Origin of the sequence: Streptomyces sp. AC602_WCS936 (assembly GCF_019049125.1) — a bacterium.
GTDB lineage: Bacteria > Actinomycetota > Actinomycetes > Streptomycetales > Streptomycetaceae > Streptomyces.
The window spans coordinates 1-13,716 of sequence record NZ_JAGMUF010000021.1 but is presented as its reverse complement, the minus strand read 5'-3'; the positions used below and the strand labels follow the sequence as shown (position 1 = coordinate 13,716).

Sequence of the window (13,716 nt, the reverse complement as noted above, 5' to 3'; positions counted from 1 at the left end):
GATGACGACGATGAAGACGCGCACAGACGCGACGGAGCCCGGCGGGGACGTCCGCCTCTCCGGCATCAGCAAGACCTACGGCTCCTTCACCGCCGTGCACCCGCTCGACCTGACCGTGCCCCAGGGTTCCTTCTTCGCCCTGCTCGGCGCCTCCGGCTGCGGCAAGACCACCACCCTGCGCATGATCGCCGGACTGGAGGAGCCCAGCAGCGGCACCGTCCACCTCGGCGACCAGGACGTGACCGCGCTGCCGCCGTACAAACGGCCGGTCAACACGGTCTTCCAGTCCTACGCCCTCTTCCCGCACCTCGACATCTTCGAGAACGTCGCCTTCGGTCTGCGCCGGCGCGGCATCAAGAGCGTGAAGAAGCAGGTCGAGGAGATGCTCGACCTGGTCCAGCTCGGCGAGCAGGCGCGCAAGAAGCCGCACCAGCTCTCCGGCGGCCAGCAGCAGCGCGTCGCGGTGGCCCGCGCCCTGATCAACCACCCCAAGGTGCTGCTCCTCGACGAACCGCTCGGTGCCCTCGACCTCAAGCTGCGCCGCCAGATGCAGCTGGAGCTCAAGCGCATCCAGACCGAGGTCGGCATCACCTTCGTGCACGTCACGCACGACCAGGAGGAGGCCATGACGATGGCCGACCAGGTCGCCGTGATGAACGGGGGCCGGGTCGAGCAACTGGGCGCCCCCGCCGACCTGTACGAGAACCCGCGGACGACGTTCGTCGCCAATTTCCTGGGCACCTCCAACCTCATCGAGGCCGAGGTCGACACCCGCAGCGGCGACGACGTCGTGGTGAAGGCGGCCGGCGACAAGCTGGTCCTGCCCGGCGCCCGCTGCTCCGCGCCGGCCCAGGCCGGTGGCAAGGTACTGGTCGGCGTGCGCCCGGAGAAGATCAGCATCGCCCACGCCGACGAGGCCGGCTCCATCCCCGAGGGCCGCAACCGCATCACCGGCAAGATCAGCAACACCAGTTTCATCGGCGTCTCCACGCAGTACGTCGTGGACTGCGCGGCCTGCCCCGAGTTCGAGGTGTACGCCCAGAACATCGACCGCGACGCCCGCCTCGCCCCCGGCGCCGACGTCGTCCTGCACTGGAACCCGGCGCACACCTTCGGCCTCGACGCGGCCCAGGACATCGACGCGGGCGTCACCGAGGGCGAGGCCGCCTGATGTCCACCCTCACCGAGGCGCCACCGCCGCTCTCCCCGCCCGCGCCCGAGCAGAAGCCCCCGCGTAAACGGGGTCGCTGGACGCCGTACTGGCTGCTGCTGCCCGGCATCCTCTGGCTGCTCGTCTTCTTCGCGGCGCCGATGGTCTACCAGGCCTCCACGTCCGTGCAGACGGGCTCGCTGGAGGAGGGCTACAAGGTCACCTGGCACTTCGTGACCTACTGGGACGCGGTGTCCGAGTACTGGCCGCAGTTCCTGCGCTCGGTCACCTACGCGGCCTCCGCGACCGTGCTGTGCCTGCTGCTCGGCTACCCGCTGGCCTACCTGATCGCCTTCCGCGCGGGCCGCTGGCGGAACCTGATCATGATCCTGGTGATCGCGCCGTTCTTCACCAGCTTCCTGATCCGCACCCTGGCCTGGAAGACGATCCTCGCGGACGGCGGCCCGGTGGTCGGCGCCCTGAACACGCTGCACATCCTGGACGTCACCAGCTGGCTCGGCTGGACGGCCGGCGACCGCGTGCTGGCCACACCACTCGCGGTGGTCTGCGGTCTGACGTACAACTTCCTCCCCTTCATGATCCTGCCGCTGTACACGTCCCTGGAGCGCATCGACGGACGGCTGCACGAGGCGGCGCGCGACCTGTACGCCAAGCCGTCCACCGTCTTCCGCAAGGTCACCTTCCCGCTGTCGATGCCCGGCGTCGTCTCCGGCACCCTGCTGACCTTCATCCCGGCCACCGGCGACTACGTCAACGCCTCCCTGCTGGGCTCGGCGGACACCGGAATGATCGGAAACGTGATCCAGTCCCAGTTCCTGCGGGTGCTGGACTACCCGACGGCGGCGGCACTCTCCTTCATTCTGATGGCCGCGATTCTCGCCATGGTGACTTTCTACATCCGCAAGTCCGGCACGGAGGATCTGGTTTAAATGACCTTCGTCAACTGGTTCAAGCGCAATCTGGTCGTCATCGCCGGACTGCTGACGCTCGCCTATCTCCTGCTGCCCAATGTCATCGTCACGGTGTTCTCGTTCAACAAACCGAACGGGCGCTTCAACTACGCATGGCAGCAGTTCTCCACGGACGCCTGGAAAGACCCCTGCGGCGTCTCCGGACTGTGCGGCTCCCTGTCGATCAGTCTCCAGATCGCCTTCTGGGCGACGCTGGGCGCCACGGCGCTGGGCACGGCGATCGCCTTCGCGCTGGTCCGCTACCGCTTCCGGGCGCGCGGCGCGATCAACTCGCTGATCTTCCTGCCGATGGCGATGCCCGAGGTCGTGATGGCCGCCTCGCTGCTCACCCTGTTCCTCAACATGGGCGCCCAGCTGGGCTTCTGGACGATCCTGATCGCCCACATCATGTTCTGTCTCAGCTTCGTCGTGACGGCGGTCAAGGCGCGCGTGATGTCGATGGACCCGAGGCTGGAGCAGGCCGCGCAGGACCTGTACGCCGGTCCCTTCCAGACCTTCGTCCGGGTCACGCTGCCCATCGCCGCCCCCGGAATCGCCGCCGGCGCGCTGCTCGCCTTCGCGCTCTCCTTCGACGATTTCATCATCACCAATTTCAACGCGGGCTCCACCGTCACTTTCCCCATGTTCGTGTGGGGATCGGCCCAGCGCGGCACGCCCGTTCAGATCAACGTCATCGGTACGGCCATGTTCGTGATCGCCGTACTGTTCGTCCTGGCCTCCATGGTCATCGGCAACCGCCGAAACCGCCGCAAGGCGTAAGCCGTACGGCACAAAGCACATCAGTGTATTCGTAGGGAGTTGAAATCATGGCCCCGAGCGCCATGAGCCGCAGCAACGACTGGACGAAATCCCTCTCCGACGCCCAGCCGGTCCCGTACTGGCTGGACGACCCCGGCCGCCCCCGCCCCCGGCCCGCCCTCACCGGCCCCGAGACCTGCGACCTGCTGGTCGTCGGCGGCGGGTACAGCGGACTGTGGACCGCGCTGATCGCCAAGGAGCGCGACCCGGGGCGGGACGTGGTGCTGCTGGAGGGCCGCGAGGTGGGCTGGGCCGCCTCCGGCCGCAACGGCGGATTCTGCGCCGCCTCCCTCACCCACGGCCTCTCCAACGGCCTCACCCGCTGGCCCGACGAGATCCACAAGCTGGAGGAGCTGGGGGTCCGCAACCTCGACGCCATCGAGGAGGCGGTCGCCCGTCACGGTCTGGACTGCGAGTTCGAGCGCACCGGCGAGATCGACGTGGCGACCGAGGAGTACCAGGCCCGGGAGCTGAAGGACTGGTACACGGAGATCAGCGGCAAGGGCCTGGCCGACGGCGTCGAGTACCTGGACGCCGAGGCCGTACGGGAACAGGTCGACTCCCCGACCTTCCGCGCCGGACTGTGGGACCGCCGGGGCGTGGCCATGGTCAACCCCGCCAGGCTCGTCTGGGGCCTCAAGCGCGCCTGCCTCGACCTCGGCGTCCGCGTCTACGAGAACACCCCGGCGCTGACCCTGCGGCCGTACGGCGCCGGCATGGCCGTACGCACCCCGTACGGCGGCGTCCGCGCCCGCACGGTCGCGCTCGGCACCAACATCTTCCCGAACCTCGTCAAGCGGGTGCGCTCGTACACCGTCCCGGTCTACGACTACGCCCTGATGACCGAGCCGCTCACCGACGCGCAACTGGACTCGATCGGTTGGAAGAACCGGCAGGGCCTCGGCGACAGCGCCAACCAGTTCCACTACTTCCGGCTGTCCTCCGACAACCGCATCCTGTGGGGCGGCTACGACGCCATCTACCCGTACGGCGGCCGGGTGCGCGCCGAGTACGACGACCGCCCGGAGACCTACGCCAAGCTCGCCGGGCACTTCTTCACCTGCTTCCCGCAGCTGGAGGGCGTCCGCTTCACGCACGCCTGGGGCGGCGCGATCGACACCTGCTCCCGCTTCTCGGCGTTCTTCGGCACCGCCCACCAGGGGAAGGTGGCGTACGCCGCCGGGTACACCGGCCTCGGTGTGGGCGCGACCCGGTTCGGCGCCGAGGTGATGCTCGACCTGCTGTCGGGGGAGCGCACCGAGCGCACCGAACTGGAGATGGTCCGCAGGAAGCCGCTGCCGTTCCCGCCCGAGCCCTTCGCCTGGACCGGCATCGCGCTCACCAAGTGGTCGCTGGCCCGCGCGGACGCGCAGGACGGCCGCCGCAACCTGTGGCTGCGGACGATGGACAAGCTGGGGCTCGGTTTCGACAGCTGAGCCCGGGCGCGGTTGTGACCCGGTTCACCCCAACGAGGTGCCACAACCCGCGTAATGCACGCCGGAGACCTTCCTCTCCCTCGTGACGCACCCCGCGTCCACGAGTGAAAGGGAGGTCTTCACATGCCTGGTGCGAAGACGGCGGTCGCGTGGCTGGCATCCGTCGCACCGGATCCCGAGTCCTGCCGGCGGGAGTGGGAGCGCAACCCCCTCGGGGTCGCGCTGCTGCCCGCCGGCAAGGCCTGGGACGTGCTCATCGTGCCGAGCCGGCTCGGCTATCCGACCCTCGACGTGCTCTCCCGCGTCCTGGACCAGCCGGGCCCGGTGCTCGTCGACTTCGGCGACGCGCGCACGGGCTTCTTCGTGCCGGCCGGCACGGCGACCCGCTGGCTGGGCACCGGTGTCCGCACGGCGGGACTCGGCACCTGGATCGTGGTGCCGTACCCGGGAGGTCTGTCGTCGGGCGGCATCCGCTGGCTGATCCCGCCCGACGGGACCGGCACCCTCACCGATCCGTCGCTCCTCGAACTGGCCATGCACGAGGCGGCGGCGGCTCTCGCGGTGGAGGACGGCGGCGGGTGAGGTGCGCGAGGGGTTGACAACAGAATTGGTCTGGACCAAGTTGGGCGCGCTCCACCCTCCCCATCTCCCCCATGTCCGGAGGCACTTGTGGAACGCTCCAGACCGTTCGCCCGTCGCCGCCCCCTCGTCACCCTGCTCACCGCCGCCGCGCTCGCCGCGTCCGGCACGACCGCGCTCACGTCGGCCGCCCGTGCGGCCGACGCGGACCTCGCACGCAACGGCGGCTTCGAGTCCGGCCTCGACGGCTGGACCTGCACGGCCGGCACGACCGTCACCTCACCCGTCCACGGCGGCACCGCGGCCCTCAAGGCCACCCCGGCCGGCGCCGACAACGCCCGCTGCTCCCAGACGGTGACCGTGAAACCGGACTCCCAGTACACGCTGACCGGCCACGTCCGCGGCACCTACGTCTATCTCGGCGCGAGCGGCACCGGCACCACCGACGTCTCCACCTGGGCCCAGTCCGCCCCCGACTGGCAGCAGCTCACGACCACCTTCCGCACCGGCCCCTCCACCACCCGGGTCACGATCTACACCCACGGCTGGTACGGCACCGGCGCCTACCACGCCGACGACATCTCACTCACCGGCCCGGGAGGGGAGACGGGACAGCCCCCGGCGCCCCCCACCGGTCTGACGACGGGCTCTGTCACCTCGTCCACCGTCGCCCTGTCCTGGCCACCCGTCCCGGGCGCGACGAGCTACGCCGTCTACCGCGACGGCACCAAGGTCCGCACCGTCACCGGCACCTCCACCACCGTCACCGGCCTGACCCCCTCGACGGCGTACGCCTTCCAGATCACGGCCGTCAACGACGCCGGGGAGTCCGCGCGCTCGGCCACGGTCACCGCGACCACCGCCGAGCAGTCGGACGGCGGCGGCTCCGACCTCCCGGCCCACGCCCTGGTCGGCTACCTCCACGCCAGCTTCGCCAACGGCTCCGGCTACACCCGCCTGGCCGACGTCCCCGACAGCTGGGACATCATCGACCTCGCCTTCGGCGAGCCCACCTCGGTCACCTCCGGCGACATCCGCTTCGAGCGCTGCCCGGTCACGGAGTGCCCGAACGTGGAGTCCGACGCCGAGTTCAAGGCGGCGATCGAGGCCAAGCAGGCGGCCGGCAAGAAGGTGCTGATCTCCATCGGCGGCCAGAACGGCCAGGTGCAGCTCACCACCACCGCCGCCCGCGACAAGTTCGTCTCGTCCGTCTCCGCGATCATCGACGAGTACGGCCTCGACGGCCTCGACATCGACTTCGAGGGCCACTCGCTGTCCCTGAACGCCGACGACACCGACTTCAAGAACCCGACCACCCCGGTCATCGTCAACCTCATCTCGGCCCTGAAGACCCTCAAGGCCAAGTACGGCGACGACTTCGTGCTGACGATGGCCCCGGAGACCTTCTTCGTCCAGCTCGGCTACCAGTACTACGGCACCGGCAAGTGGGGCGGCCAGGACCCGCGCGCGGGCGCCTACCTGCCGGTCATCCACGCCCTGCGCGACGACCTGACCCTCCTGCACGTCCAGGACTACAACTCGGGCCCGATCATGGGCCTGGACAACCAGTACCACTCCATGGGCGGCGCCGACTTCCACATCGCCATGACGGACATGCTGCTCACCGGCTTCCCGGTCGCGGGCGACGCGGCCAACGTCTTCCCGCCCCTGCGCCCCGACCAGGTCGCCATCGGCATGCCGGCCTCCACCAACGCGGGCAACGGTCACGTCCCCCCGGCCGAGGTGAACAAGGCCCTGAACTGCCTGACCAAGAAGACCGACTGCGGCTCGTACGCGACCCACGGCACCTGGCCCGCCCTGCGCGGCCTGATGACCTGGTCGATCAACTGGGACCGCTACTCGAACTGGGAGTTCCAGAAGAACTTCGACGCGTACTTCGGGTGACCGGCGGCGCGGTGCGGCTGGCCACCCGCGCGACCCCGGCCAGCAGCACCGCGCCCAGACACCAGCTCGCCACCACGTCCAGCGGCCAGTGGTAGCCGCGGCGCACCAGCCCGTAGGAGGCGCCGAGGACGAGGACCGCGCACAGCGCCACCAGCACCCGACGGGCGGCGGGCGAGCGCAGCAGCGGCAGGAGCAGCAGCGTCGCCGCGCCGTACGCGACGAGGGCGGTCGCGGTGTGACCGGAGGGGTAGTAGCCGACGGCCGGCGGCACCGCCGGGGTGCCGGGGCGGTCGGTCCACGCCTTCAGCGGGGCGACCAGCACCGGCACCAGGGCCATCGCCAGGGCCCCGGCGAGGGGCGGCAGCCACCACCGGTCCGCACCACCGGCGCGCCCGTGCCACGCGACGTACGCCAGCGCGACGGCGAGGACCGGCACGGCCACCTGCACGTTGCCGAGGTCGGCCAGCAGCTCGGAGAGCCGGTCCGGGTGGACGAGCGCCCTGCTCAGCCGCTCGTCCACGCCGATCAGCGGGCCGTCGGCGAGGACCTGCCAGGTGATCAGCGCGAAGAGGAGGACGGGCGGCGCGAGGAGGGCGGACAGCGCGCGAGGTGGGGAGACCGGCATGACGCCCAGCTTCGCAGGCCCGCCGGACGCACCGAAGGGCCGGCACAAGGGGGGGAGTGTGCCGGCCCTTCGGTGAACCACCGTCCCGGGTGCCGAGGCGGCCGTCCTGACCGGAACGCCGCGCGCCCCGGGGGGTTTGGGGCGGGCGACCGTCCGATCGGTGAGGAGACCCGGAACCCACGGGTTCCGGTTGTGTGCGCGAGGCACGACCAGGTCGAAGCTGGGGAGGCCTCGGCCTGAGATCCGCCCACAGTCCCCTGTGGGCGGGTGTATCTCTCATCTGCGTAGAACCTACGGCAGGGGGTGGGCCGAGGACAGGGCCATCGGCGTCCTGCCATCCACCCCGCACACGTTCTTCACACGCTCTGCGGTTCGCCGCGCCAGGCGTGCGAAACACAGCTCAGATGCGCGTTCGGGTCCTCGCGCAGGTGCTCGCTCAGACGCGGGCGAAGGCCTGCTCGATGATGTCGAGACCCTCGTTGAGCAGGTCCTCGCCGATCACCAGCGGGGGCAGGAAGCGCAGCACGTTGCCGTAGGTGCCACAGGTCAGGACCAGCAGGCCCTCGGCGTGGCAGGCCTTGGCCAGCGCGGCGGTCGCCTCCGGGTTCGGCTCCTTGGTGGCGCGGTCCTTGACCAGCTCGACGGCGATCATCGCGCCGCGGCCGCGGACGTCGCCGATCACGTCGAACTTCTCGGCCATGGCGGACAGGCGCGCCTTCATGACCGCCTCGATGTTCTTGGCCCTGGCGTTGAGGTCCAGCTCCTTCATCGTCTCGATGGCGCCGAGCGCACCCGCGCAGGCCACCGGGTTGCCGCCGTAGGTGCCGCCGAGGCCGCCCGCGTGCGCGGCGTCCATGATCTCGGCGCGGCCGGTGACGGCGGCGAGCGGCAGACCGCCCGCGATGCCCTTCGCCGTGGTGATCAGGTCCGGGACGATGCCCTCGTCCTCGCAGGCGAACCACTGGCCGGTGCGGCAGAAGCCGGACTGGATCTCGTCGGCGACGAAGACGATGCCGTTGTCGGCGGCGAACTGGCGGACCGCGGGCAGGAAGCCCTTGGCCGGCTCGATGAAGCCGCCCTCGCCGAGCACCGGCTCGATGATGATCGCGGCCACGTTCTCGGCGCCGACCTGCTTGCTGATCTGCTCGATCGCCTGGGCGGCGGCCTCCGGGCCGGCGTTCTCCGCGCCGGTCGGCCAGCGGTAGCCGTAGGCGACCGGCACGCGGTACACCTCGGGCGCGAAGGGACCGAAGCCGTGCTTGTACGGCATGTTCTTCGCGGTCAGCGCCATGGTGAGGTTGGTGCGGCCGTGGTAGCCGTGGTCGAAGACGACCACGGCCTGCCGCTTGGTGTACGCACGCGCGATCTTGACGGCGTTCTCGACCGCCTCGGCGCCGCTGTTGAACAGCGCCGACTTCTTGGCGTGGTCGCCCGGCGTCAGCTCGGCCAGCGCCTCCGCGACGGCGACGTAGCCCTCGTACGGCGTCACCATGAAACAGGTGTGGGTGAAGTCGGCGAGCTGCGCGGACGCCTTGCGTACGACGGCCTCGGCGGAGGCGCCGACGGAGGTCACGGCGATGCCGGAGCCGAAGTCGATCAGGCGGTTGCCGTCGACGTCCTCGATGACGCCGCCGCCGGCGCGGGTGACGAACACCGGCAGTGTGGAGCCCACACCCTGCGCGACCACGGCCGTGCGGCGGGCCTGCAGCTCCTGCGACTTCGGGCCGGGGATGGCGGTGACGACGCGGCGCTCCTGCTCAAGTGCGGTCATGGGGGCTCCTGGGTCTTGCGCGATCTGCGGGATCTGCGGGATCTGCGGGTCTGCGGGGTCTTACGGCGCTTGCCTTCTTTTCTCGCAGGCTAGGACCGGGACGGGGGAGCGGGCATGCTCCATGTGGGCGTTGTCCGCGGTGCCCGTTGTCCGTGATGGACATGTGGTGGATACGGCGACCTGTGGACACGTCGACGCGGGCCCGGCCGCGTAAGCGGTGAACTCCCCATGGGAGGGCGTTAGATTGGCTCGCTGATGGTGGACGGAGCGGCTGGTCAGGGGGCAAGGGCGATGGACAGCGACGGGATGCGGGACGCGCGGGGTACGCATGCGAATCCTGTGCCGCGCCCGGCGGGGCCACCCGAGGTGCCGTCGGCGCCCTCGGTGCCACCGCGACCCCCGGCGCCCCCGGGAGCGCCGCCCCTGCCGGACGGTTCCGCGTTCGTGGCGTGGCTGCGGACCGCCCGTCCCGAGGCGCTGCCCGGCGTATGGCGGTTCGGGCACCGGGCCCGGCCGGACGAGGAACCGGAACAGCTGCCCACCCGGCAGCTGCTGAGCGGGGCACTGATCGCCTTCCTGGTCGGGTGGCTCATCTGGTCGCTCCTCGCCAACGGCTACCTGGGCGGCTGGTGGATCCTCCCCCTGGAACTGCTCACGCCGGACTCGTGGCGCACCAGCGACAGCCAGCTCGTCAACCTCGTCGTCTGGGACGGCTACACCCTGCTCGTCGTACTCGCGATCATGATCGGAGTCGGCCGGCTGGGCCGCTGGGACGAGGTGTGGCGCCGTCTCGTCAGGCCCCGGCTGCGCCGCCCCGAGCAGCGCGAGCCGCAGTCGGCACCCGGCGAGGACCCCGCCGAGTGGCCCGCCCTGCGCGCCGCCGGTGCCCACGACGCCGCCGATCGGCTCGCCACGGAAGCGCGCCAGGGCCTCATGCGGGACGTCGACCACGCCCGCATCACCCGCGCCTGGCAGGGCGTGCGCAGCGGGCGGCACACCCTGGCCACCTTCACGAACGCGGTGCTCACCCACGGCTCCGGCGCCTGCCCGCACCCCTCCGGCGCCCGCGACCTGCCCGTCCGCCAGGCCCGGCACGACCTGGTCACCGGGCAGGTCCGCATCGGCACCGCCGCCGACGACGCCCGCAACCCCTACGCCTACCGAGGCGCCGGCCTCGCCCTCGGCCCCGACCTGCTCGCCACATCCCTGCTCGCCGTCGGCCCGGCGGGCTCCGGCAAGACCGGCAGCCTCGTGCGACCGCTCACCGAGTCGCTGTGCCTGCACGCGCTCGCCGGACGCGCCGCGGTCGTCGTCGTCGGCGCCGCGGGCGCGGACCACGGCCCGGCCGACGCCTACGACGTGGTCGTACGGATCGGCAACCCCGACTCCGTGTACGACCTCGACCTGTACGGCGGCACCACCGACCCGGACGAGGCCGCCGTCGTCCTCGCCGAAGCCCTGGTCGGCGACCTCGCCGACCCGCACGCCGGCGGCGACACCCGCCGCTCCGCCACCGTCCTCGCCCAGCTCCTCGGCCCCTTCCACGCCGTGCACGGACGCTTCCCCGGCGTCCCGGAGCTGCGGCAGCTGCTCGACGGCACCCCCGGACCACTGTCCGAACTGCGCCAGAAGCTGCGGGCGGCCGGCCAGGACTCCCTGCTGCGCGAGCTGGACGCCCGCGAGCGGCAGATCGGCAACCCCGGGGACGTGGGCGGCGTGCTGGCCGACCGGGTGGCGCTGCTCGACCGGCCCGCCTTCGCCCCGTTCTTCGACACCTCGGGACAGTCCCGCCCCTTCTCGCTCAAGGCCCTCGACCACCCCGTCCGGGTCCGCGTCGACCTGCCCGAGCGCGGGCACGCCGACGCCTCCCGGATCCTGGCCCGGCTGATCCTCGCCCAGTTCACGGCGAGCGTCACGGTGCGGGAGGACCGGTCGCTCTTCGCCTGCCTGGTACTCGACGACGCGAGCGGCGTGGTGACGCCGGAGGCCGTACGGGGCGTGCAGCGGCTGCGTTCGGCGGGAGCGGGGGTCGTCCTGACGCTGCGAACCCTGGACGACGTACCGCGCCCCCTGCGCGGGCCGCTGCTCGGGGCCATCGGCTGCCGGATGGCGCTGTCCGGGCTCACCCCCTGGGACGGGCAGGACTTCGCCGAGGTGTGGGGCAAGGAGTGGACCGAGGCCCGGGACGTCACCGACCGGCAGATCATCGCCGAGACCCCGGCGGGCAAGGCCGTCCATATGCTCCGCCGGGTGATCACCGGGAAGGCGCCCACCGCGCGCGCGGTGACCGTGCGCCAGGTCGAACGGGAACGCTGGTCGGCGTCCGAGCTGGCGCACGCCGTGCCCGCCGGACACGCCGTGCTGTCGCTGACCAGCGCCAAGGGCGAGCACGCGCCGCCGCTCCTGGTGGACCTGCGCGGGTGACCTGTCCGGGGCGGACGCCCGGGGACCGTACAGTGAGGCAGAATCGACACAGGTCGTTCATACGCGACGGCCAAAAGATCACAGACGCCTCACCGCACGCCCACCCCACCCCGCCCACCCCACCGACGCAGACCCGAAGGCCCAGGCCCCCATGCCCCCCACGCTCGCCTCGCTCGTCCACCACTCCGCGCTCAAGCTGACCGTGCGCGCGGGCGAGGACCGCCTCGACGTGCCGGTGCGCTGGGCCCACGTCAGCGAGCTCGCCGACCCCGTGCCCTACATGGAGGGCGGGGAACTGCTGCTCATCACCGCGCTCAAGCTGGACGCCGGGGACCCCGAGGTGATGCACAGGTACGTGAAGCGGCTGGCCGGCGCCGGAGTGGTCGGGCTCGGGTTCGCCGTCGGCGTCAACTACGACGAGATCCCCGAGGCACTGGTCGAAGCGGCCCGCAAGGAAGGGCTGCCGCTGCTGGAGGTGCCCCGCCGTACCCCCTTCCTCGCCATCAGCAAGGCCGTGTCCGCCGCGATCGCCGCCGACCAGTACCGGGCGGTCACGGCAGGCTTCGCGGCCCAGCGCGAACTGACCAAGAAGGCCCTCACCGACGGCCCCGAAGGCCTGCTGGCCGCGCTCGCCGCACAGGTCGACGGCTGGGCGGCGCTCTACGACGCCTCGGGCGCCGTCGTCGCCGCGGCCCCGGAGTGGGCCGGCCGCAGGGCCGCACGCCTCACCGCGGACGTACAGCGGCTGCGGGAGCGCCCGGCGCCCGCCTCCTCCGTCGTCGGCGGCGGCGAACACCCGGACCACCCCGAGAACGCCGACCGCGTCGAACTCCACTCCCTCGGCACCTCTCGCAGGCCCCGCTCCGCCCTCGCCGTCGGCACCGCCGCCGCCCCCGGCACCGCCGAGCGGTACGCCGTCCACTCCGCCATCGCCCTGCTGACCCTGACCACCGAACGCTCGCGCTCACTCCACGAGGCCGGGCAGCGCATCGACGCGGCCGTACTGCGCATGCTGCTGGCCGGCGAACCCGACCACGCCCGCACGGTCGCCGGTGACCTGTACGGCGGCCTGCTGGACGCCCCCTTCCGGATCATCGTCGCCGAGTCGGCCTCGGCGTCCGCCGCACGGGCGCACGCCGGCCCGCAGGCGCGCGTGCCCGCCGCCACCGCCAAGCCCTCCGCCGCCGCCCTGGCCGCCGCCGACACCGACGGCGACCCGCTCGGCGCGCTCGCCGAGGTCGTGGAGTCCGCGGCCGCCCGCTCCGGCGAGGCGGTGCTCGTCGTCCCCGAGGGCGAGCGGCTGGTCGTGCTGGCCACGGACCAGGGCGCGGCCGTCGCCGCCTGCGCCGAGTACGCGACCGCGCTGGAGACCGCCCGCCCCGCGCCCGAACCGATGCCCAACGGCGACGTCGACGGCCTGGTCGTCGGCCTCTCGGCGCCCTCCGGGCCCATCGCCGCGTCCACCGCCTACAAACAGGCCGAACAGGCCCTCTCGGTGGCCCGCCGCCGAGGACGCGTCTGCGTGGAACACGAACACCTGGCGGCCGGCTCCGTCCTCCCTCTCCTCGCCGACGACGCCGTACGCGCCTTCGCCGACGGACTCCTGCGCGCCCTGCGCGACCACGACGCGACCGGCCGCGGCGACCTCGTGGCCTCCCTGCGCGCCTGGCTCTCCCGCCACGGCCAGTGGGACGCGGCCGCCGCCGACCTCGGCGTCCACCGCCACACCCTGCGCTACCGCATGCGGAGGGTCGAGGAGATCCTCGGCCGCTCCCTGGACGACCCGGACGTCCGGATGGAGCTGTGGCTCGCATTGAAGGCAACGTCGCCCGAATAAGCCCGTCCGGCGCTTGAGGACGAGGCCGTCCAGGCCGAAAAGCGGGGGTCTGGGGGCGCAGCCCCCAGGGACGGGAAGGGAAGGGGCGGCGGGGGCGAAACTCCCACGGGCCGCGACCCGCGCGCCACCACGTCCACCCCACCTGGCCACACCGTCGAACAGCCCGCCCCCCACCACTACACCCCGGACAAACACCATC

Annotated in this window: 10 protein-coding genes; 8 read left to right on the top strand and 2 right to left on the bottom strand. The window is 71.9% G+C overall.

Annotation, left to right across the window (positions count from 1 at the left end):
• Position 1: 1 nt before the first annotated feature.
• The 6 genes from KUM03_RS10030 (at position 2) to KUM03_RS10005 (ending at position 6,860) form a co-directional block, all read left to right on the top strand.
• Positions 2 to 1,171, top strand: coding sequence for an ABC transporter ATP-binding protein (locus KUM03_RS10030; RefSeq protein ID WP_217246863.1), 1,170 nt, complete (start codon positions 2 to 4; stop codon positions 1,169 to 1,171).
• Positions 1,171 to 2,100, top strand: a complete 930-nt coding sequence (locus tag KUM03_RS10025) for an ABC transporter permease (protein ID WP_217246695.1) — start codon at positions 1,171 to 1,173, stop codon at positions 2,098 to 2,100. Before KUM03_RS10030 ends, KUM03_RS10025 begins: the two co-directional genes overlap by 1 nt.
• Positions 2,101 to 2,901, top strand: a complete 801-nt coding sequence (locus KUM03_RS10020; RefSeq protein ID WP_217246694.1) for an ABC transporter permease — start codon at positions 2,101 to 2,103, stop codon at positions 2,899 to 2,901.
• 47 nt (positions 2,902 to 2,948) lie between these two features.
• Complete coding sequence (locus tag KUM03_RS10015; RefSeq protein WP_217246693.1) at positions 2,949 to 4,376, top strand: FAD-binding oxidoreductase; 1,428 nt, start codon at positions 2,949 to 2,951, stop codon at positions 4,374 to 4,376.
• A 123-nt stretch (positions 4,377 to 4,499) separates the two neighbouring features.
• Positions 4,500 to 4,958 carry a hypothetical protein gene (locus KUM03_RS10010; protein ID WP_217246692.1) on the top strand — a complete coding sequence of 153 codons (459 nt, stop codon included), beginning with the start codon at positions 4,500 to 4,502 and terminating at the stop codon, positions 4,956 to 4,958.
• An 87-nt stretch (positions 4,959 to 5,045) separates the two neighbouring features.
• On the top strand, positions 5,046 to 6,860 hold the full coding sequence (locus KUM03_RS10005; RefSeq protein ID WP_217246691.1) for a chitinase: 1,815 nt from the start codon (positions 5,046 to 5,048) through the stop codon (positions 6,858 to 6,860).
• On the opposite strand, the gene KUM03_RS10000 is transcribed toward KUM03_RS10005, so the two are convergent.
• On the bottom strand, positions 6,799 to 7,485 hold the full coding sequence (locus tag KUM03_RS10000) for a phosphatase PAP2 family protein (RefSeq protein ID WP_217246690.1): 687 nt from the start codon (positions 7,483 to 7,485) through the stop codon (positions 6,799 to 6,801). The genes KUM03_RS10005 and KUM03_RS10000 overlap by 62 nt on opposite strands.
• A 436-nt stretch (positions 7,486 to 7,921) precedes the next feature.
• The gene (gene gabT / locus KUM03_RS09995; protein ID WP_217246689.1) at positions 7,922 to 9,256 is read right to left on the bottom strand and encodes a 4-aminobutyrate--2-oxoglutarate transaminase; all 1,335 of its coding nucleotides are present in this window, start codon (positions 9,254 to 9,256) and stop codon (positions 7,922 to 7,924) included.
• 291 nt (positions 9,257 to 9,547) lie between these two features.
• Here gabT and KUM03_RS09990 point away from each other — a divergent pair, with 291 nt between their 5' ends.
• Together KUM03_RS09990 and KUM03_RS09985 are read left to right on the top strand one after the other, a co-directional pair.
• Positions 9,548 to 11,680: an ATP-binding protein gene (locus tag KUM03_RS09990; RefSeq protein ID WP_217246688.1), complete on the top strand. Its 2,133-nt coding sequence runs from the start codon at positions 9,548 to 9,550 to the stop codon at positions 11,678 to 11,680.
• A gap of 151 nt (positions 11,681 to 11,831) precedes the next feature.
• Positions 11,832 to 13,517 carry a PucR family transcriptional regulator gene (locus KUM03_RS09985; RefSeq protein ID WP_217246687.1) on the top strand — a complete coding sequence of 562 codons (1,686 nt, stop codon included), beginning with the start codon at positions 11,832 to 11,834 and terminating at the stop codon, positions 13,515 to 13,517.
• Positions 13,518 to 13,716: the final 199 nt, after the last annotated feature.

What these genes read in the sequence shown, in the direction of transcription:
- KUM03_RS10030 (WP_217246863.1), top strand. Translation starts at nt 2, where the DNA reads ATGACGACGATGAAGACGCGCACAGACGCGACGGAGCCCGGCGGGGAC.
- KUM03_RS10025 (WP_217246695.1), top strand. Translation starts at nt 1,171, where the DNA reads ATGTCCACCCTCACCGAGGCGCCACCGCCGCTCTCCCCGCCCGCGCCC.
- KUM03_RS10020 (WP_217246694.1), top strand. Translation starts at nt 2,101, where the DNA reads ATGACCTTCGTCAACTGGTTCAAGCGCAATCTGGTCGTCATCGCCGGA.
- KUM03_RS10015 (WP_217246693.1), top strand. Translation starts at nt 2,949, where the DNA reads ATGGCCCCGAGCGCCATGAGCCGCAGCAACGACTGGACGAAATCCCTC.
- KUM03_RS10010 (WP_217246692.1), top strand. Translation starts at nt 4,500, where the DNA reads ATGCCTGGTGCGAAGACGGCGGTCGCGTGGCTGGCATCCGTCGCACCG.
- KUM03_RS10000 (WP_217246690.1), bottom strand. Translation starts at nt 7,485, where the DNA reads ATGCCGGTCTCCCCACCTCGCGCGCTGTCCGCCCTCCTCGCGCCGCCC.
- gabT (WP_217246689.1), bottom strand. Translation starts at nt 9,256, where the DNA reads ATGACCGCACTTGAGCAGGAGCGCCGCGTCGTCACCGCCATCCCCGGC.
- KUM03_RS09990 (WP_217246688.1), top strand. Translation starts at nt 9,548, where the DNA reads ATGGACAGCGACGGGATGCGGGACGCGCGGGGTACGCATGCGAATCCT.
- KUM03_RS09985 (WP_217246687.1), top strand. Translation starts at nt 11,832, where the DNA reads ATGCCCCCCACGCTCGCCTCGCTCGTCCACCACTCCGCGCTCAAGCTG.